The sequence below is a fragment of the Actinomadura sp. RB99 genome, assembly GCF_014706005.1.
GTDB lineage: Bacteria > Actinomycetota > Actinomycetes > Streptosporangiales > Streptosporangiaceae > Spirillospora.
Window position 1 is genome coordinate 83,380 of sequence record NZ_JABMCA010000020.1, and the last position, 19,377, is coordinate 102,756.

The window sequence follows — 19,377 nt, forward strand, 5'->3', positions numbered from 1 at the left end:
GAGCCACCGCCCCCGCTATGCGGACACCCGACCGTGCACCACCGTCAGGGGACGCGGGCGGTCCACTCGGGAGTGGTGAACTTGTCGGCGACGTACTTGTCCGCGAGACGGAGCTCCTCGTCGGTCAACCCGTCCGCGACCAGGCCGTACCTGCTCCGGAAGTGCGCGATCATCCGGTCGATGATCTGCTCGCGGGGCAGGCCGGTCTGCCGCCGGAGCGGGTCGACGCGCTTGGCCGCGCTGGCGATGCCCTTGTCGGACACCTTCTCCCGGCCGATCCGCAGCACCCGCAGCATCTTCGCGGCGTCGATGTCGTAGGACATCGTGACGTGGTGCAGCACGGCGCCGCCGGCCAGGCGCTTCTGCGCCGCGCCCGCGATCTTGCCCTCGTCGGAGGTGATGTCGTTGAGCGGCTGGTACCAGGCGCGGATCCCGAGCTCGGCGAGGGCGCCCAGCACCCAGTCGTCGAGGAACGCGTAGCTCTCCGCGAACGACATCCCCGCCACGAGGGACCCCGGCGCGTAGAGCGAGTAGGTGATCGTGTTGCCGGGCTCGACGAACATGGCGCCGCCGCCGCTGATGCGCCGCACCACCTCGACCCCGTACCGCTCGGCCTCCTCGGCGTCGACCTCGTTGCGGAGCGACTGGAAGCTGCCGATGATGATGGCCGGCGACGCCCATTCCCACACCCGCAGCGTCGGCGGGCGGCGGCCGGCGCCGACCTCCTCCGCGAGGACCTGGTCGAGCGCCATGTGCAGCGCGGGCTCCTGCGGCGGCTCGTGGATCAGCCGCCACTCGTGGTCGCGCCAGTCCGACGCATGCGTGATCGCCCGCCGCACCGCGATCCCCACGGCCTCGGCGGTGACGCCCAGCATCACGGTCCCGGCCGGCAGCCCCGCCTGGACGCGCGCGCCGATCTCCTTGGCCTCCAGGCCCGCGGGCAGCCCGTCCAGGGCGGTGTTGATGGCCTCGAGCGCCTCGTCGGGCTCCATGAAGAAGTCGCCGCTGACCCTGGGACGGCGCAGCAGTCCGTCCGTCACCTCGACGTCGGCGACCACGAGCTTGCCGCCGGGGACCTTGTACTCACCGTGCATCACGTTGATTCAAACCCCACCGCACCCCCGCCGATTCCACCCCCGCGCAGTGACCCCCGCCCCAACTCCGGCGACCCGCAAGTGCCACCTCGAGCGCAACCGCGAGTCCCACCACCTCCTGCGACCCGGCAGTACACCTTGGGCGACCTGCGAGTGCCGTCCTTGGCGCCTCGCGAGTGCCCTCTCTGGTTGCCGGGGAGTGGGGCCGTTGGCGGCTCGGAGTGCGGCGCGGGCGATCCCGGCGGGGGGAGTCGGCGGGAGCGTTGCATACGGTGTTCCCAAAGAGGGGGCGGTGTCGTGAGCAATCTTGATGTTCGGCCGAAGGCCGTGGCGTGCGGAGGTCGGGAGGACGTTCCCGGGGGTCCGGTGCACGACGTGCTGCCGCCGCGGCGGGTGCCGCTGGGCGAGAGCACGTTCGTCCGGCGGCTGCTGCCGAGCCTGGGGCGGCGGATGGTGGGCGCCTGGTGCTTCGTCGACCACTACGGCCCCGACGACATCGCCGACCAGCCCGGCATGCAGGTGCCGCCGCATCCGCACATCGGGCTGCAGACGGTGAGCTGGCTGCACGAGGGCGAGGTGCTGCACCGCGACAGCCTCGGGAGCCTGCGGACGGTCCGGCCGCGTGAGCTGGGGCTGATGACGGCGGGGCGGGCCATCGCGCACTCGGAGGAGTCCCCGCGCGAGCACGCGCGCCTCCTGCACGGGGCGCAGCTGTGGGTGGCCTTGCCGGACGCGCACCGCCGCACGGACCCGGCTTTCGAGCACCACGGCGACCTGCCGGTGGTGACCGGGCCCGGGTTCAGCGGGACGGTGATCCTCGGCGAGTTCGACGGGGCCGCCTCGCCGGGGACGGTGTTCACCCCCATCGTCGGCGCGGACATCGCGCTGGCGGACGGGGCGGACGTCCGGCTGCCCGTCGAGCCGGACTTCGAGTACGCGGCGCTGACGATGTCGGGCATCACCGAGGTGGACGGGGTGCGGACCGAGCCGGGCTCGATGGTCTACCTCGGGTGCGGCCGCCGGGAGCTGCGGCTGCGCGCCGACGGGGCGAGCGGGCTCGTGCTGCTGGGCGGCGAGCCGTTCGCGGAGAAGCTCGTCATGTGGTGGAACTTCGTCGCGCGGTCGGGCGAGGAGATCCGCCGGGCGCGCGAGGACTGGACGTCCGGAGGCGCGTTCGGCGTCGTGCACGGCTACGACGGCCCCCCGATCCCGGCGCCGGCCCTTCCGGACGTGCCGCTCAAGCCGCGGGGACGCGTGCGCTGACCGACGGTTCCTAGCATCGCTAGCTTTCCGATTCAAGCTAGCTTTACTCTTGCTCGCTAGTCTAGCAATGCTAGGATTCGAACCGTGTCCGTACAAGAACGCCGAGAGCGCGAGCGAGCAGAACGCCACCGGTTGATCATCAGGGCCGCCCGGGAGATGGCCGAGACCGAGGGCTGGGAGTCGGTGACCACCCGGCGGCTGGCCGAGCGCGTCGAGTACAGCCAGCCCGTCCTCTACAGCCATTTCAAGGGCAAGGACGCCATCGTCGCCGCGGTGGCGCTGGACGGGTTCGGCGAGCTGGCCGGCCTCCTGCGGGAGGCGCGAACGGCGGAGTCGGCCCCGGAGGAGGCTCTGCGCGCGATGGCCGGGGCGTACCTGGAGTTCGCCCAGGAGCGGCCCGCCCTGTACGACGCGATGTTCGTCCAGCGGATCGACGTGACGTTCGGCACCGGCGAGTCGCCCGAGCCGCTGCGGGACGCGTTCGGGGAGTTCGTGTCCGCGCTGGAGCCGCTCGCGGGCGAGCGGGACGTGGAGACGCTCGCGGAGGTGACCTGGGGGGCGCTGCACGGCCTCGCCACCCTCGCGCACGGGCACCGGCTCCGGCCCGGCCGCACCGACGACCGCCTCGATCTGCTGCTGACACCGATCATCCAGGCCGGCCGCTGAGCCTTGGCGGAGGCCGGGGCAGCGCTGGCCGCTGGAAGCCGGGGCAGTGCGGGACGCCGGGAGGCAGGTACCAAGGGCGGTGGGACCTGGACGCCGTGGGCTAGCGGGAGGCGGGCAGTGTGGGCTGGCTGCTGGGCGAGAGGTCATCGGGGGGCGGCGTCCTGCGACCGTGCGGTCTTGAGGAGCGCGGCCAGCATGAGGATTCCGGCGGCGATGCTCAGCCCGTACTCGACGACGGAGACGGCCGGGTACTCGGCGGCCGTGTAACCGCCGGGTCTGATGAGCGCCCACGGGAGCTTCCACGCCGCCCAGGCGAACAGCGATCCGGACGACGTGAACGCCACCGCCGTCGGGATCCACAAGGGCATCCTCGGGCGGCCCATGGTGACGACGCGGATCGCCACGGCGCCCATGACCGCCCAGAGCGCGGAGTTGCCGAGGAGCAGCCGCCCGTTGGCATCCATCACGTCGCGGTGCGCGAGACCGAGCGTGCCGCCCGCCGTCCAGTACGTCCAGAGGAGGACCGGTACCGCGACCAGGAGGTACAGGGCTCGCAGGCGGGTCCGCCCGAGGCTCGCGGGGCGGCGGTCGCCGACCCGTCCGAGGAAGGCGGCCGGCCACCTCTCGCGCAGGTAGACGGGGAGCGCCACGGCCAGCCCGACGGCCATGCCCGCGAATCCGATGGTGATGAAGACCACCTCCCATGACGGCATGGCGTCCCCGTCGTCAGCGCCGCCTCCCGAGTCCCCTCCCAGGAACGCGCTGGCGAGCATGTAGGGGATCATCGGGATGAGGAACCCCGCGGCCGTCCAGGCGAAGAAGACCAGGGGCGGCGCCGGGACGCGGCGCCCCCAGCGCTGCGCGAGGACGAGCCCCAGGACGACGCCTACCACCGACATGGCGACGGTGACCGCGTTCAGCACGATCCAGTCGCCGTCGCTGAAGGACGACGGCGTGTGCCCGAGCAGCGCCGCCACCACCCACACGACCTTCACCAAGAGGTAGAGCGACAGCGACAGGGCGGCCCCGTAGCCGCCCGCGACGCGCATCGCCGACCATCGGGCGCCGACCCGTTCCGTCTCCACCGGTGCCGCGGTGCCGCTCACCGGTGCGTCCAACCTGTGTCCATGGTGGCGAGCCTTCCGGCGGGCGCCGGGGCGCCGCCTCCCCCACGGGGACCATTCGCCTCACCCGTCCGGGCGAGCATGCGAAGAGCCGTCTCGTTCGGGACGGCTCTTCGCGCGTGCTCTAGCGGTCGGCCGGGAGGAAGCGGTCGAGGGCGTCGGCGACCAGGTCGGGCTTCTCCAGCGTCTGCATGTGCGGCGTCTCCGGCAGCACCCGGTACGTCGAGCCGGGGATGCGCTCGGCGACGCCCGACATGATCTCCGGCGTGGTGGAGTAGTCCTCCTCCCCCACCATGACCAGGGTCGGCGCGTCGAGCGCGGCGAGCTTGCCCTGGACGTCGACGTCCTTGAAGGCGCGCCAGGCGGCGGCCCAGTCGGCGGGGTCGAAGCGCCGGATGAGCTCCCGCGCGTACTGCACGCCCCACCCGTTCGTGGCGAGCGCCGGGGCGGTGAACCAGCGCGTCAGCGTCGGGACGATCTGCGCCTCCATGCCGTCGACCTCCCCGGAGCGCGCCCGTCCCTCGAACGAGGCGAACGGGTGGTCGGTGGTGGCGAGGAGGGCCAGGGACTCGACGCGCTCGGGCGAGCGCACCGCGAAGGTCTGCGCGATGCCGCCTCCCATGGACAGCCCGACCACGTGCGCCCGGTCCACGCCGAACGCGTCGAGGACGCCGCCCATGTCGCGGGAGAGGTCGTCCATGGAGAACGGGCGGGGCGCGCCGGCCGCCGCGCCGTGGCCTCGGAAGTCGTACGCGAAGACGCGGCGTCCCTGCGAGAGGCGTTCCATGACCGGCTCCCACATCCGCCAGTCCACGCCAAGGGAATGCGACAGGATCACTGCGGGGCCGTGGTCGCCCTTCTGCGCGACCACGGTCTCGTGGTCGGCCAGCTTGACGCGGTGGAGCGTCGGCTGGTCGGGGACGCCCGCCTCCTGCAGCACCTCGTGCACCACGTCCAACGCGTTGAGCGCGCGCGGGAAGCCCGCGTAGACCGAGATGTGCTCCGCAAGCGCGAGCAGTTCGTGGGGGGCGACCCCCTGGTGCAGCGCGGCGCGCACGTGGCTGGCCAGGCGCCGGTCGGCGCCGCCGAGGGACGCCACGATCGCCGTGCTCGCGATCTCCCGGTCCCGGCGGCTCAGCTCGGCCCGCGCCAGCGGCCCGCCGAACGCCCCGTCGAGCACGGTCTCGTACATCTGCGAAGAAATCCGGCGCACGTCGTCGAAGGCCTCCTCGGCCCGCACGCCCATCAGGCCCTTGTACGCCCTGCGCCCACGCTCGTCACGGTCCATCGTTCCGCTCCACTTTCCGGTCATCCCCCGCGCTGTGCGGGACTCGTTGATCGTCGCGCCGGAGCGGGTCAGATGTCCAAGACATGAATGAGCTGCTCATGAGACATCTGGCTTATGACCCGACGGACGCGAGCTCCGGATGGTCGCGCATGAAGGCGATGAGCGCCGACAGTGCCGGGCCCGGCCTGCGGCCCGCGGGCCACGCCAGCGACGGCGCCCACGTCGGCTCCGGATCCAGCCGGACGACGGCGACCGGGAGCCCCGGCTCCTCCGCGATCGAGCGGGGGACGACGGCAGCGGCGAGGCCCACGCTCGCCATGGCCCGCGCGGTGCTGTACTCGCGGGTCTCGAGCCGGATCCGCGCCGCCGCCCCCGCCTCGGCGAGGGCCGACAGCACGATCTCCCGGATCGTCGATCCGGGCGAGAAGCAGGCGAGGTCGATGCCGTCCAGCGCCGACACGGGCACCCGGTAGCGGCCCGCCAGCGGCGCCGACTCCGCCGTGATGAGGACGAGCGGCTCCTCGCCCAGCGGGAGCGCGTCGAGCCGGCGCCCCTCCTCCTGCGGAGGCAGCCGGACGACGGTCGCCGCGTCGAGCCGCCCGCCGTGCAGGCCGGCGACCATCTCCTCGGTGTTGGTCTCCCGCAGTTCGACGTCGACGCCGGGGAACTCGGCGGAGAACGCGGCCAGCAGGCGGGCCAGCCGCGCGGTCAGCCCGCGCGCGACGCCGAGCCGGATGCGGCCGCGCGTCCCGCCGGCCCAGCCCCGCATCTCCTCCTCCACCGCCGCGATGTCGGCGAGGATGCGTTCCGCGTGTTCGAGGAGCGCCGCACCGGCCGGGGTGAGCTCCACCCGGTGGTTGTTGCGGTCGAACAGGGCGACACCGAGGTGCCGTTCGAGCTTGCGGATCTGCTGGGACAGCGCCGGCTGCGCTATCCGCAGCGCCTCCGCCGCGCGCGTGAAGTGCAGTTCCCGCGCGACGGCCCTGAAGTACTCGAGCTGGCGTGATCCCATCATCACGCCAGCATCTCACCGATAGAAGGGGTCAGACCTTCGCCATCTGGGCCTCGTGCCGGACCGGGAAGTTCACCGAGCTGGCGATGAAGCACACCTCGTGGGCCCGTTCGTGCAGCCGCGCGGCCTCGTCGGCCCGGGCCGGGTCCGCGAGGGTCACCTCGGGGCGCAGGACGACCTCCTCGAACCGGCCGCCGCCGTCCGGCGTCTCGATCATCGTCCCGTGCGGGCGGTCGACGTAGCCGGTGACGACGATCCCCGCGCCCGCGCAGAGCCCGAGGAACGACAGCATGTGGCACTGCGAGAGCGCCGCGACGAGCAGTTCCTCCGGGTTCCAGCGGGACGGGTCGCCGCGGAACGAGGGGTCGGAGCTGCCCGCGATCGCCGGCTTCCCCTCGGCCTCCACGTCGTGGGCCCGCTCGTAGGAGCGGTGGGAGCTGGTCCCGGACCCGGTGTCGCCCGTCCAGGTCACCGTCAGCTCGTAGTGGTGGGTCTTCGGCATCGCAGGTCCTCCTCTGGTCGTCCGGACGTCCGGCCCCGCCCGGCAGGCGTCTCAGGTGAGCGTCGCCTTGGTGGTGCGGGCGTGGTCGCCGGCGATGCGGCCGGCGAGTTCCCGGTCGCCCTCGGCGATCGCGCGCAGCAGCCGGCGGTGCTCGCCGGCCACCGCGTCCGGGCGGTCCGGGGCGGCGAGCGAGTCGCGCGTCGAGACGATGATCTGGTCCCACAGCCGGTCGAGCGTCTCCAGCGCGATCGGGTTGCCGGCCATCTCCGCGATCCCGCGGTGGAACGCCCGGTTCAGGCCGATCGCCCGGTCGAGGTCGCCGGCCGCCGTGACCTCCTCGAGCAGCGACGCGTGCCGCTCCAGGTCGTCGAGGTCAGCGGGCGGGACGCGCCCGGCCCGCTGCCGGTCGGCGGCGAGCTCGGCGGTGAGCGCCTCCACCGCGGCGCGCACCTCGTAGGCGTGGCCGAGCCGCTCGGGGGACAGCGCGTTGACCACCACGCCCCGCCCGGTCCCCTCGACGAGGCCGTCGCCCTCCAGCCGGCGGAGGGCCTCCCGGACCGGCGTCCGGCTCACCTCCAGCGCGGCGCTCACCGACAGCTCGGTGAGCCGCTCGCCCGGCGTGTACCGCCCCGCGACGATCAGGTCGCGGAGCCGCCGGTACACCACATCGGTCTGCTGCACGCATGCAATGTATGCAATGGATGCGTTGCATGCAAACCCGAAACCTCCTCGCGCCCGGCTCCCGTCGGGATCGTGGCGGCGGCGGTCAGGCCGGCGGGGACGCGGCGATGCCGACGCGGTTCCAGGCGTTGATGGCGGCGATCGTCCAGACCAGGTGCGTCAGCCGGGTCTCGTCGAAGTGCTCGCGGGCGGCGGCGAGGACCCCGTCGGGCACTCCGGCGTCGGTGATCACGGTCATGGCCTCGGCGAGGGCGAGGGCCGCGCGTTCGGCGCCGGTGAACAGCGGACTCGCGCGCCAGGACGCCAGGGCCCGGAGGCGGTCCCGGCCCTCCCCCGCCGTCTCGGCCGCCCGCGTGTGGATGGACAGGCACAGGCCGCAGCCGTTGATCTGCGAGACGCGGATGCGGACGAGTTCGGCCAGCGCCGGTTCGAGCGGCTCGCTCGCGGCGGCGTCGACGTCCGCCATCGCGGCGTGGACGTCCGGAGCGGCCGCGTGGACGTCGATACGCTGCGCGGTCATCGAGCCTCCTCAGGCCGACGGCCCTGGACCGAATAGAACGCGTAAGAGCAGGCGCGGAAATCGGGGTGCGCCAGAAGCGCGCGCACGTCGGCCAACTGCCGGTCGCTCATCCCCGCGCGGAGGAACTCGTCGCGCAGGTGACGGGTGTGGTGGGCGAGCAGCCGCAGCCCCGGCGACCGCGCGGTCCACAGCTCCAGGCGGCGATGGGACGAGATGTCGACGAGCCCGGCCTGGTGCATGGCGCCGGCTGCTCTGCGTCCCCAGGCCACATCGACGCCTCGCCCGGCCATCAGCCGGTTCTTGGCCGCAATGAGCGTCCGGTACAGCTCGTGTGCGGCGGGGTCGGGGGCGCACAGGGACGGGGCGCAGGTGGCGTCGAACTCGTCGATCTGCAGGATGCCGCCGGGTTTCAGCGCGCGGACGAGCCGGTACAGCACCGCGCGGCGTTCGGGCAGCAGCCGCAGCAGGAGCCGGGCGTGGACGAGGTCGAACTCGCCTTCGGGAAGCGGGTCGCGGACGATGTCGTGCCGGACGACGTCGAGCCCCGGAACGGCCGGAACCCCGCAAGGACGGACGTCCGTGGCCGTGACGCCGCCCGTCGGGGCGACGCGCCAGCCACACCGCCACGGTGCCGTTGCCCGCGCCGGCCTCCAGGCATCGCCATCCCGGCCCGACGCCCGTCCGCGCGAGCCGTTCGATGGTGAAGGGGTCGTAGGCGAGGCTCAGGAGGCGGTGCTGCTCGCCGTTGTGCTCGTCCCGGCCGCCGAAGATGCGGGACGGCGGCGGAGCCGCGGCCCGGCTCATCAGCCGGCCCTCCCGTCCGGGCGTGCCGGCACCTGCGCGGTGTCCGCGGGGACGGCCGATTCGGCGGCGATGCGGGTGAGGGCGCTCACGCTCACCTTGCCGGTGGGACCGACCGGCAGTTCCGGGAGGATCAGGAAGCGTTCGGGCAGCTGGCGCCGGTCGATGCCGAGTTCAGCAAGGTGGGCGAGCATGGCGGCGGGGGACGGGGGCCGGGCGCCCGCCCGCGGGGCCACGCAGGCGCACATGCGTTCGCCCAGGTCCAGGTCGTCCACGGGCACGCAGTGCGCGTCGGTGATGTCGGGATGGGAGATGAGCGCGCGTTCGACCTGCGCCGGGAAGAGGCTGACGCCGCCGCGGATCACGGTGCGCTTGAGGCGGTCGAGCACCCGCAGCGTCCCGTCGGCGTCGAGGCTGCCGAGGTCGCCGGTGCGGACCCAGCCGCCGGGGGCGCGGTACCGGTCGTCGAGGTCCGGCGCCGCGACGTAGCAGAGCGGGGTCATCGGGCCGAGCGCCCAGATCTCCCCCGCCTCGCCGGGCGGCAGGGGCCGTCCTCGCGGATCGCGGATGCCGATCCGGGCCACGGCCGGATCGGGGACGCCGGCCAGGCCGGGTTCCCAGCGGTCCGGGTCGCGGCCGGTGTGGCAGTTCACTCCGTCGCTGGACCCGTAGATGTTGATGGGCGGCATGCCGAACCGGCGGACGCAGGCGTCCCTGACGTGCTGGTGCACGGGCCCGGCGCTGGAGACGACGGCGCGCAGCGACGAGACGTCCGCGCCGGTCTCGTGTTCGGCCATCCGCCAGAGCATGGTGGGGACGCCGAACAGGTGGGTGGGGCGGTGCCGGTCGACGGCCTGGAGCGCCGTGGCGGCGTCGAAGCGCGGTAGCAACACGAGGGTGCCGCCGTGGCGGGCAAGGATCGCCGACGTCCCGAGCGACCCGTACGACGAGGCCAGCGACACCAGGACCAGCGCGCGCATCCGTTCGACACCGCGCCGCAGGGCGCCGACGTAGTTGCCCCGGCCGCCCGCCATGGCGTTGTGGGAGTAGGCCACCATCTTCGGCTCCGACTCCGACCCGGAGGAGACGAGGATGCGCGCCGGTGCCTCCGCGTGGACACGGGCGGGCCGCCACGCGCGGGCCTGCCCGGTATCGGCTTCGTCCAGCGAACGGACGTCCGCGCGCGGCGGGGTGCCCGGCGCCCAGAGTTGCAGGTCGGGAGCGTTCTCGATGGACGGGATCGCGTCCGCCGCCGCAATGACCGCCGCGGCGCGGGACCGCCGGACGAGGCCGGCGACGCTGCCCGGCCCGTGCGTGTGAGGGATCGGCAGGGCGACGGCGCCGATCGCCGCGACGGCCAGTTCGGCGACGACCGCGTCGCGTCCGTTGGGCACCAAGATGGCGATGATGTCGGCAGGACCCCGGCCCGCGGCGTGCAGTGCGGCGGCGCCGCGGCGGACGCGGGCGTCGAGCGCGGCATAGGTGAGCGCGCCCGCGTCGTCCACGACGGCTTCGGTTTCGGGAGAGGCCCGGACGTGCTCGCGGAACAGCGTGTACAGGTCCCGGCCGGGGCACGCCCCGGCCGCCGTCCAGGCGGCTCGCGTCGCGGCGGGCACCCGGTCGGTCAACGTGACGCCGTTGGCCGATGTCCAGACCGGAGATGCGGAGGTTCTCATGGTTCCTCTCTGCGGTGTTCGGAAGGCCGCGTGAACGTCCACGGGGCGCGGCTGTAGGCGGCGGCTCCATCGGTCTCGAAAAGGGCGGCGTACGCGGGGTCGGCGGCCATCGCGGCGAGGTCGGACACGACCGGCGCCGTCTCGCCTGCGGTACGGCCGCCGGCCTGGTGGGTGTCGCGCAGCAGGCGGCCGGCGTCGGCCAAGGCGGTCTCGACCCGCACGCCCGCGCCGGTCCGGGCGGCGCCGAGAAGTCCCGCGACGACGCCTTCGGCGCTGATGAGCGCACCGAGCACGTCGATGATCGTCATCAGCGTCGGCGCGGGAGGACGGCCCGGCGGCGACAGCAGCGCCGCGACCCCGGTGTGCGCCTGGACCAGGTAGTCGGTGCCCATCGGCTGCGGCGCGGGGAGGACCTCGGCCCAGCCGCCCGCGTACGCGTAGACGAGACGGGGCTGGACGGCGGCCAGGTCCGCGGCGTCCAGCCCGAACCGGGCGGCGCGGCCCGGCGCCCAGTTCTGCAGGAACACGTCCGACGAGGCGGCGAGCCGCAGTGCCGTCTCGCGGCCCGCCCGCGACTTCAGGTCGGCCTCGACGGCGTCCTTGCCGCGGTTGAGCGCGAGGAACCGGGCCGAGACCTCCCCGGCCATCGGCGGGACGCCGCGCATCGGGTCGCCGCCGGGCGGTTCGAGGCGGACGACGTCGGCGCCGAGGAGGCCGAGCACGTGCCCGGAGAGCGGTCCCTGGACCCGGTTGGCGGACTCGACGACCCGGATCCCGGCGAGGGGGCCGTCCCCGGTCCGCGGCCGTCCGCCGGGAGCGGGTACCGGCGCGGCGGGAAAGGGGCGGAGCCGCCACGGGGACGCGGGCGCCGGAGGAAGCGGGGTCCCGGCGTCGTTCACTACCACGATGCTGACGCCGGCGGCCTCGGCGGCGCGGCGCACCGCCGGGTAGTCCCACGCCGCCGCAACAGCCTGCAATCCGGGCGGAAGTACGCAGGTCCCGGTGGCGAAGCGCTGCTGGAACGGCGGCCAGCCGGCGGCGATCGCGGAGCGTTCGGCGCCCAGTTCGGTCCAGAAGCGCAGCCAGCTCTCGGCCCGGAACGTCTCGATCTCGAAGCGGACGCCGCCGGATGAACGGAACGGCGGCGTCCGCTCCGCGCCCGGCTCCGGCAGGGAGGGGCCGGAACCGGGGTCGCTGGTGGCGACGGCGACGTACTGGGTGAGGGCGAGCGCCGCCGCCTGGGCGACCGAGGTCGCCGCACGCACGGCCGTCCCGCCGCGCTGCACGGCCAGCATCCCCGCCGTCACGGCCTGGGCCGCGAGGACGCCCGCGCACACCGAGGCGTAGTCGACGTGGAGGGCGCGCGGTTCGCCGGTGGCGCGCCCGTGGACGTGCATGATGCCGCAGGCGGCCTGCACGTCCCGCTCCCCGGACATCGGCACCGCCACGGGCCCGGACCAGCCGATGCGGCACTCGGGCAGCGCGCGCTCACCGGAGATCCACGCTGCCCGCTCGACGCGCAGCAGACCGGCGGGCGCGTCCGGCGGGGGCGGCTCGCCACGGGTCTCGATCGCGCAGCCGAGCGCCCGCAACCGGGACGCGGCGACGCGCACCACGACCGAGTCGCCGGACGCGCGCACGACCGTCCCGTCCAGCGGACGCGACACCGGCGCCTCGACGGAGCACACGACCGTCCTCACGTCCACTTCCCCGTCCCGTAGGTCTCGGGGGTCACGCCGAGGCGCTCGCGCAGGGCCGCGCGCCGGACCTTGCCGGTCCCGGTGCGCGGTATCCGGTCCCAGGGCACGACGACCGGATCGGCGAACTCGGGCAGGTCGGCGGTCGCCTCCCGCCACAAGACCGGGTCGAGCCGGCCGTCCTCGGTGACGAGGACGGGCACGCAGCGGCCGCCGGGCACACCGAGGACGACGCACTCGGCGACGCCGGGCAGCCGGTCTTCGAGCACGTCCTCCAGCTCGACGCAGCTGCCCTCCGGCAGGACGTCGGCCTCCCGGTCCAGAAGGAGCAGGCGCCCGCCGCGGGTGAGGACGCCGACGTCGCCGGTGATGAACCACTTCCCCGCGAGCTTGCGCCGGTACCGCTGCGGCTCGCCGACGTAGTCCAGGCACAGCGCCTTGGTGCCGCACACCAGCAGGCCGGCGGTGCCGCGCGGCACCGGCCGCAGGGTGTCCCGGTCGACGACGCGCAGGCGGCTGCGTCCGGGGACGGGACGGCCGAGGTCGCGGGTCGTCGGATGCCGCTCGCGCTCGGCGCGCATGGCGCGGCGGGTGAGGAAGCGGAAGGTCAGCGGACCCGTCTCGGTCTGCCCCCAGCCCTGCAGCCAGATCGGCCGCGGATGGGCGGTGGCGTTGAGGAACGTCCGCACCGTCGGCGGGTGGACGGCGTCGAACGTGCTGATGTAGAGGCGGACGCGGTCGAACGCGCCGGTCCGCGCCGGTCCGTCCTGCGCCCGGACGTGGGGGCGCCAGCGCACGAACGTCGACGGCTGGGCCTCGACGGTGGTGGGGCGGTACCGCTCCAGCAGGGGCCGGGCCTCGTCCCAGCCGGAGCCGGACACCACCAGCAGCTTCTCGGGGCCGAGCGCCATCACGCTCGCGGTCCAGGCCAGCGCGCGGCCGTGCGCGAAGGAGAAGGCGCCCGCCACCACGTCGCCGGGACGGCTGGCGAGCACGGGCCAGCGGTGCGCCTCGAAACCGGCCAGGCGCCTCAGCAGGGTGCGGGTGGAGTGCACGACGAGCTTCGGGACCCCGGTCGTCCCGGACGTGTGCAGGATGACGAGCGGGTCGTCGACCGGCGGGCGCCGTGGCGCCGGAGCGGCGTGGCCGCGGACGTCGTCGAGCGACAGCACCTTCCCGCCTCCCTCCGCGCCGCCGGTACGGCCGTCGAGCAGCAGCGTCCGGGAGGCCAGGCAGGTCAGCGCGCCGTCCGCGGCCCGCGCGGAGTCGGCGACGAGCAGCGCCGGATCCAGCCGTTTGAGCAGGATCTCCAGGACGTCCGGATCGAGGTGCGCCGACAGCGGCACGGGCACCGCGCCGATCCGGGCGGCGGCGCAGCACAGCAGCACCAGGTCCCAGTGGTTGCGCTTGACGATCGCGATGCGGTCGCCGGGCACGGCCCCGGCCGCAGCGAACCATCCGGCGGCGTCCAGAACGAGCCGGGCCGCCGCCGGGGGGTCGAGGGCGGTGCCGAGCCCGGGAGCGATGTCCAGGGGCCGGCTGAGGTGCACGGTCGTGGTGCGGCCGCGCTCGGCCACGTCCTCGAACAGCGTGCCCAGCTCGATCCGTCTGCTGAAGGGCGCCATCGCCTCACCTCTGGTCGTCGGGACGGGAATCGCCTGCGGTCCGGGACTCCGCCGTGCGGCTCAGGGCGGCCGGAGGGACGGGGGTCGTCTCCGGCGGATCCGAGCGCGCCGCGAGGCAGGCCAGGACCCGTTCGGCGGCGAGCGCGGCGGACGCGACGGCGCCCTCGCCGCACGGGCGCAGCGTCACCCAGTCACCCGCGTACTCGACCGCCGAGACCGGGCGCCGGGCGAACGCGCCGCGCAGCCCCAGCGCGCGCGGCGTCGCCTCGGGCAGCCCGTGCTCGAACCGGTGCACCCGGGCGTGGACGACGTGCGCCGCCAGTCCGGGGACGAAGCGCTCGCCGCGCGCGACCAGCCGCTCCGCCACCGTCCCGTCGGGCTGTCCGAAGAGGTCGGCGCAGCCGAGCGGCGAGGCGACGAGCGACACCAGGCCGCCGCCGGCGGGCGCCCGCCCCGGATGCTTGTGGTGGTCGGCGGTGACGACGCCGAGCAGCCGGTCATCGGCGGCGGAGATGAGCGTGGCGAAGCCGGCCCGCGATCCGCCGGGCGCCAGCGGCGCGTCCAGGACGAGGCTGACGCGCAGCATCGGCGTGTACCCGCAGGCGTCCAGGAAGGCCCGTACGGCGGGACGTTCGTCGGCGTACAGGCGCGCCGCGACGGGGGCGGGCACGGCCAGCACCGCCGCGCGCGCGGCGACGTCACCGCGCGGCGATTCCAGCCGGACCGCGTCGCCCTGCTGTGTCACGCGGGCGACGGGATGGCCGGTGCTGACGTCCAGGCGGTCGGCGAGGGCGCGCGCGAGGGTGTCCATGCCGTCGCGGTATGTGTGCCAGGTCGCGGAGCTGCCGCACGTGGCCAGATGGGCGGCGAGCGGCGCGGCGGCCGAGCGTTCGGGGTCCCAGCCGAAGAATCCGCTGACGAGCGGGCCGATGAGGTGGTCGGACACGTCCCGGTGGTAGGGCCGGACGAGGTCCGCGACGGTGTCCGCGCCGAGCGAGGAGGCCTCGGGACGGGTGGGATCGAGGTCGCCGCGCTGCGCCATCCGCACCAGCCGGGCCTGGAGCCGGAGCAGGTCGACCCGTGCCCGGGGCCCGAGGCCCGCGCCGGTCAGCAGCCCCAGGGGCCGGCCGGCGTGCGGGCGCGGGCGGCCGTCCCGCCACACCGCCAGGGCGCCGCGGACGTTCGGCACGGCGGCGGGATCGCGGTCCAGGCCGAGCGCGGTGATGAGCCGCCAGGTCGCGGGGTAGCCGGCGCGGCCCGGGAACATCTCGGCGCCGGTGTCGATCAGGCAGCCGTGCTCGCGGACGGTCCGCGTCCGGCCGCCGACGGCATCGGCGGCCTCCAGAACCCGGACGGTGCACCCGGCCTCGGCCAGCGCGTACGCGGTGGCGAGACCGGCGGGGCCCGCGCCCACCACGGCGACGTCCAGTGCGGGCCGCCCGGCCGTCATGCCAGTGCCCCGGCGATCAGATCGGCGACGACCAGCAGCACCACCGTGACGCGGTGGGCATGGATGGCGATCCGGCGCGCGCGCAGGATGTCGCCACGGAAGCCGATCACCAGGTGAGCCAGCCGCATCCCGACGAGCGGGAGCAGGGCGAGGGGGAACCACCACGGCGCGGCGCCCGCCACCGCCGATCCGGCGATGAGCGCGACCTGCGCTCCGGTCATCGCGGCGACGAACACCCGGTGCGCCGGCGCGGAGACGAGCGTGGCGACGGTGATGCGCCCGGCGGCGCGGTCGCCGTCGGCGTCGTTGGTGTTGGAGTACAGCCCGAACAGCATCGGACCGGACCCGAACAGCACCGCCTGCACGACGGCGAAGCCGCTCGCCCCGCCGGTCAGCAGGGCGTACGGCACCAGCGTCCAGCCGACGCCGAGGCCGATGAGGAACAGCTCCTGGAACCCCCGGTAGCTGATCTTCAGCCCCCACGAGTACTGCACGGACGCCGCCACGCACACCGCCGCCAGCGCGACCGCCCACAGCGGACGGTGCGGGGCGGCGGCGACCACCGCGACCCACAGCGCCGAACCGAGCGCGGTGGCCGCCCACGAGAACCGCAGCGCCTGCGCCTCGGTGAGCGTCCCGGCGACGAGGGGCTTGCGGGCCAGACGGCGGCGCGCGGCGTCGGACCCGTAGTTGGCCGCGTCACTGCCGTCGCGGTACCCGGTGACGTCGTCGAACCCCACCATGGCGGCCACCACGACCACCTCCGCCACGAGGACCAGCGCGAGCAGCCCGAACGTCTGCGGCTTCCAGCGGGCGGTGGACGCCGGCAGCGCCCACACGACCAGGAGACCGAGGTAGTAGTCGTAGATGTCCAGCTTGGCCAGGCGCGCGTACGCGGCGAGGTCGCCGCGCCCGGTGACGCCGGACCTCTGGAGAGCGGTCTGCTGGCTCATCTGGCCCCCGTGTTCATCTGGTCCCCCTGTGGACGTCGGTGAACGCGCAGACGGTGTCGGCGATGTACTCCACCTGCGCGTCGGTCAGGTTCGGATACAGCGGCAGCGAGATGGTGCGCCGCGCCGCGGACTCGGCGTTCGGCCACGACCCGCCGGGCCGCGCGTAGGGCGCGAACGCGGGCTGGGCCGGCAGCGGGCGCGGGTAGTAGACGTGCGCGGTGACGCCGTGCGCCGCCAGATGGGCGTCCAGCGCGTCCCTGTCGTCGGTGAGGACGGTGTACACGTAGGGGAACCGGCCGTCCCCGCCCTCCGGCGGCGCGGTCAGGCCGCGTTCCGCGAGCGGCGCGAACCGGCGCGAGTAGTAGGCGCAGATCTCCGCGCGGCGGGCGAGCCGGTCGTCGAGGCCGGCCAGCCGGTACAGCTGGAACGCGGCCATCACCTCGTCGAAGCGGCTGTTGTGGCCGATCCGGTGGTGGACGAAGCGGTGGACGCCGTCCTGGCCGTGGTTGCGGAGCATCCGCACGTCGGCGGCGAGGCCGGCGTCGTCGGTGATCACCACGCCGCCCTCCCCCGGCATGCCGAACGTCTTGACCTGCACGAAGGAGTAGAGCCCCGCGTCGCCCCAGCGGCCCGCCGGCCGGCCCCGCAGCCGCCCGCCCTGGGCGAGCGCCGAGTCCTCGATCAGGCGGACCCCGCGCCGGTCGGCCAGCGCCCGGAACGCGGGCATGTCCGCCATCACCGAGAACATGTGGGCGGCCAGCAGCACCCGGGTGCGCGGCGTGATCAGCGCCTCGGCGGCGGCGGGGTCGACGGTGAGCCGGACCGGGTCGATGTCGGCGAACACGGGCCGGGCGCCGGCGTCGATGACGGTGGCGGCCAGCGGCGCGCACCCGAACGCCGGGACGACGACCTCGTCTCCGGGGCCGACGTCCATCGCGGCCAGCACCAGGGTCAGCGCGGACGTGCCGCTGGAGCAGGCGACGACGTCGCCGGCGCCGATCCGGGCGGCGAGCGCGCGTTCGAGCCGCGCGGTCCGCTCGCCGAGGATGAACTTCTGGTCCCGGCCGGTCCCGACGGCATGGACGATGTGGAGCAGCGCCTCGCGGTCCTCCTCGAACAGGTCCGGTGAGAAGAACGGGATCGTCGCGACGGGCGGGGCGGTCATCGCGGCGTCCCTTCGTAGAAGCGCTCGATCTCGTCGCAGACGCGGTCCACCTGCTCGTCGGACAGGTCGGGATAGAGGGGGACGGCGAGCGCGCCCGCGCACGCGGCCTCCGCGCGCGGGAAGTCGCCGGGCCGGTGGCCGAGATGCGCGAAGCACGGCTGGAGATGCAGCGGGACCGGGTAGTAGATCTCCGTCCCGATCCCCCGGCCGGCCAGGTGCGCGGCGAGGGCGTCGCGGTCCTCGACGTGCAGGAGGTGGACGTACGAGACGCGGTCGCTCCCGGGGGGCGGCGGGATCGAGCCGGGGACGCGGCGGACGCCGGGCACCCCGCTCAGCCGCTCGTCGTAGCGTGCGGCGAGTTCCGCGCGGCGCGCGATGTCGGCGTCGAGGGTGGTGAGCTTGGCCTGGAGGACGGCCGCCTGGACGTCGTCCATCTTGCTGTTGCGTCCCGGGACGACCGTGGCGTTGGAGATGCCGGGGAAGTTGTCGATCGTGCGGCCGCCGCGCCCGTGGTGGCAGAGCATCCGGGCGGTCTCGGCGACGGACTCCTCGGGGGTGAGCACCGCGCCGCCGTCGCCGATGCCGCCGAGCGTCTTGGCGGGGAAGAACGACAGCACCCCGCCGGCGCCGTGCAGCCCGGCGTGGACGCCGTCCGCCCGCATGCCGATCGCCTCGGCGCTGTCCTCCACGATCGTCAGGCCGTGGCGCCGCGCCACCGCGCCGAGCCCGCGCAGGTCCGCCATGCGGTCGAACAGGTGCACCGGCATGATCATCCGGGTGCGGGCGGTGACCGCGGCGTCCGCCGCGCGCGGGTCGAGGCCGTGGCCGTGCTCCTCGATGTCGGCGAAGACCGGGGCGCCGCCGGCGAGGACCACGGCACTGGCCGTGGCGATGAACGAGTAGGCGGGGACGATCACCTCGTCGCCCCGCTCCAGCCCCGCGGCGCGCAGCAGCAGGATCAGCGCGTCGGTGCCGGAGTTGACGGCCACGACATGGCCCGCCCCGGTCCACGCCGCGAGCCGGCCCTCCAGTTCGGCGACCTTCGCGCCGTGCGAGAACTTGCCGTTGTCCAGAACGTCGTCGAGATGCTTTCTGATCCCCTCCCAGTGCTGCTGGAAACTCGCGGCCTGATCGAAGAAGGGAATGGCGGCCGACGGAACGGGGGAAGGGGCTTCCGACGGTGTTGTCTGCACGATTTCCTACCCGGAGATGAGAGGGCGGGGGGCCGTCCGGGAGGTTTCCCGGCCCGCGGTCCGGCCCCGCGGGCCGAATGGCGGCGGATCCTCCCGGACGGCGCTCTTTCCTGGAGGTCCGGGTCAGCGGCCGAGCAGCGGGATGTCGTTGCGGCCGAGGTGGTAGTCGCGGACCGCGTCGACCAGCTCGTCCACCGTCAGCCGTCCGCTGTTGTCGGTGTCGAGCTGGCGGAAGGCCTGGTCGGCGACCTGTCCGTCCAGGCCGATGGCGGCGAACCAGCCGTGCATCTCCGGCGGCGACACCTCGCCGTCGCCGTCGCGGTCCAGGATGCCGACGATGGCCTCGATGGTCGGCCGCACCACGGCGGAGAACCCCGCGTCGCCCTTGCTGATGATCTCCTGTTCCGCGGCGTTCAGGAACTCCCCGCGGGTCATCCGCGCGGAGCCGGCCGCCTCCGACAGCTTGTCGAACATGCCGAGGTAGGTCTCCCGCAGCTTGTCGGCCTGGGGGGTGCCCTGGGCGCCGAGCCGGGCGATGATGTCGTCGGCCTCGCGCTCGAAGTCGGACCGCTCGATGACGCCGTTGCCGTTGCGGTCCCACAGCCGGAACCGCTCTTCGAGGCGATTGGACTGGGTGGTGGCCATGACCATTTTCGTTCTCCTCCTG

At 74.4% G+C, this 19,377-nt stretch carries 18 protein-coding genes and 1 pseudogene; 2 read left to right on the forward strand and 17 right to left on the reverse strand.

Features of this window, described 5'->3' with window-relative positions:
- Positions 1–44: 44 nt before the first annotated feature.
- Positions 45–1,094, reverse strand: a complete 1,050-nt coding sequence (locus amrb99_RS20055; RefSeq protein WP_190858054.1) for a biotin/lipoate A/B protein ligase family protein — start codon at positions 1,092–1,094, stop codon at positions 45–47.
- A 366-nt stretch (positions 1,095–1,460) separates the two neighbouring features.
- On the opposite strand from amrb99_RS20055, the gene amrb99_RS20060 reads away from it, so the two are divergent.
- Both amrb99_RS20060 and amrb99_RS20065 read left to right on the forward strand, forming a co-directional pair.
- Complete coding sequence (locus amrb99_RS20060; protein WP_347256758.1) at positions 1,461–2,357, forward strand: pirin family protein; 897 nt, start codon at positions 1,461–1,463, stop codon at positions 2,355–2,357.
- Positions 2,358–2,441: 84 nt separating this feature from the next.
- A complete protein-coding gene (locus amrb99_RS20065) occupies positions 2,442–3,023 on the forward strand; it encodes a WHG domain-containing protein (protein WP_190858058.1) in 582 nt (193 codons plus the stop codon).
- 143 nt (positions 3,024–3,166) lie between these two features.
- Here the strand turns inward: amrb99_RS20065 and amrb99_RS20070 are convergent, their stop codons facing one another.
- The 16 genes and pseudogenes from amrb99_RS20070 to amrb99_RS20140 form a co-directional block, all read right to left on the reverse strand.
- Positions 3,167–4,129 carry a hypothetical protein gene (locus tag amrb99_RS20070; protein ID WP_206700021.1) on the reverse strand — a complete coding sequence of 321 codons (963 nt, stop codon included), beginning with the start codon at positions 4,127–4,129 and terminating at the stop codon, positions 3,167–3,169.
- A gap of 142 nt (positions 4,130–4,271) precedes the next feature.
- Entirely contained in the window at positions 4,272–5,435 is a 1,164-nt protein-coding gene (locus amrb99_RS20075) for an alpha/beta fold hydrolase (RefSeq protein WP_190858063.1), read from the reverse strand.
- Positions 5,436–5,547: 112 nt separating this feature from the next.
- Positions 5,548–6,450, reverse strand: coding sequence for a LysR family transcriptional regulator (locus amrb99_RS20080; RefSeq protein WP_190858065.1), 903 nt, complete (start codon positions 6,448–6,450; stop codon positions 5,548–5,550).
- A 28-nt stretch (positions 6,451–6,478) separates the two neighbouring features.
- A complete protein-coding gene (locus amrb99_RS20085; protein WP_190858067.1) occupies positions 6,479–6,949 on the reverse strand; it encodes an OsmC family protein in 471 nt (156 codons plus the stop codon).
- A gap of 51 nt (positions 6,950–7,000) precedes the next feature.
- Positions 7,001–7,630: a GntR family transcriptional regulator gene (locus amrb99_RS20090; protein WP_190858070.1), complete on the reverse strand. Its 630-nt coding sequence runs from the start codon at positions 7,628–7,630 to the stop codon at positions 7,001–7,003.
- Between the two features lie 85 nt (positions 7,631–7,715).
- Positions 7,716–8,150: a carboxymuconolactone decarboxylase family protein gene (locus tag amrb99_RS20095; protein ID WP_190858073.1), complete on the reverse strand. Its 435-nt coding sequence runs from the start codon at positions 8,148–8,150 to the stop codon at positions 7,716–7,718.
- Positions 8,147–8,587, reverse strand: a complete 441-nt coding sequence (locus amrb99_RS51225) for a hypothetical protein (protein ID WP_241755714.1) — start codon at positions 8,585–8,587, stop codon at positions 8,147–8,149. The genes amrb99_RS20095 and amrb99_RS51225 overlap by 4 nt, the downstream gene beginning before the upstream one ends.
- Before the next feature lie 15 nt (positions 8,588–8,602).
- Positions 8,603–8,671 (reverse strand): annotated as a pseudogene (locus amrb99_RS53230) (hypothetical protein); the annotation flags it as partial.
- A gap of 282 nt (positions 8,672–8,953) precedes the next feature.
- Positions 8,954–10,627 (reverse strand): class I adenylate-forming enzyme family protein, encoded by a 1,674-nt coding sequence (locus amrb99_RS20105; RefSeq protein ID WP_190858075.1) that lies wholly within the window; start codon positions 10,625–10,627, stop codon positions 8,954–8,956.
- On the reverse strand, positions 10,624–12,327 hold the full coding sequence (locus amrb99_RS20110; protein ID WP_347256759.1) for a CoA transferase: 1,704 nt from the start codon (positions 12,325–12,327) through the stop codon (positions 10,624–10,626). Before amrb99_RS20110 ends, amrb99_RS20105 begins: the two co-directional genes overlap by 4 nt.
- Positions 12,324–13,949 carry a class I adenylate-forming enzyme family protein gene (locus amrb99_RS20115; RefSeq protein ID WP_190858077.1) on the reverse strand — a complete coding sequence of 542 codons (1,626 nt, stop codon included), beginning with the start codon at positions 13,947–13,949 and terminating at the stop codon, positions 12,324–12,326. The genes amrb99_RS20110 and amrb99_RS20115 overlap by 4 nt, the downstream gene beginning before the upstream one ends.
- A 4-nt stretch (positions 13,950–13,953) precedes the next feature.
- On the reverse strand, positions 13,954–15,399 hold the full coding sequence (locus amrb99_RS20120) for an FAD-dependent oxidoreductase (protein WP_190858085.1): 1,446 nt from the start codon (positions 15,397–15,399) through the stop codon (positions 13,954–13,956).
- The gene (locus amrb99_RS20125; protein ID WP_190858088.1) at positions 15,396–16,352 is read right to left on the reverse strand and encodes a UbiA family prenyltransferase; all 957 of its coding nucleotides are present in this window, start codon (positions 16,350–16,352) and stop codon (positions 15,396–15,398) included. Before amrb99_RS20125 ends, amrb99_RS20120 begins: the two co-directional genes overlap by 4 nt.
- Before the next feature lie 13 nt (positions 16,353–16,365).
- Entirely contained in the window at positions 16,366–17,517 is a 1,152-nt protein-coding gene (locus amrb99_RS20130) for a DegT/DnrJ/EryC1/StrS family aminotransferase (protein WP_190858090.1), read from the reverse strand.
- Positions 17,514–18,710 (reverse strand): DegT/DnrJ/EryC1/StrS family aminotransferase, encoded by a 1,197-nt coding sequence (locus amrb99_RS20135; protein WP_347256760.1) that lies wholly within the window; start codon positions 18,708–18,710, stop codon positions 17,514–17,516. Before amrb99_RS20135 ends, amrb99_RS20130 begins: the two co-directional genes overlap by 4 nt.
- A 123-nt stretch (positions 18,711–18,833) precedes the next feature.
- Complete coding sequence (locus tag amrb99_RS20140) at positions 18,834–19,361, reverse strand: EF-hand domain-containing protein (RefSeq protein WP_190858091.1); 528 nt, start codon at positions 19,359–19,361, stop codon at positions 18,834–18,836.
- Positions 19,362–19,377 lie beyond the last annotated feature (16 nt).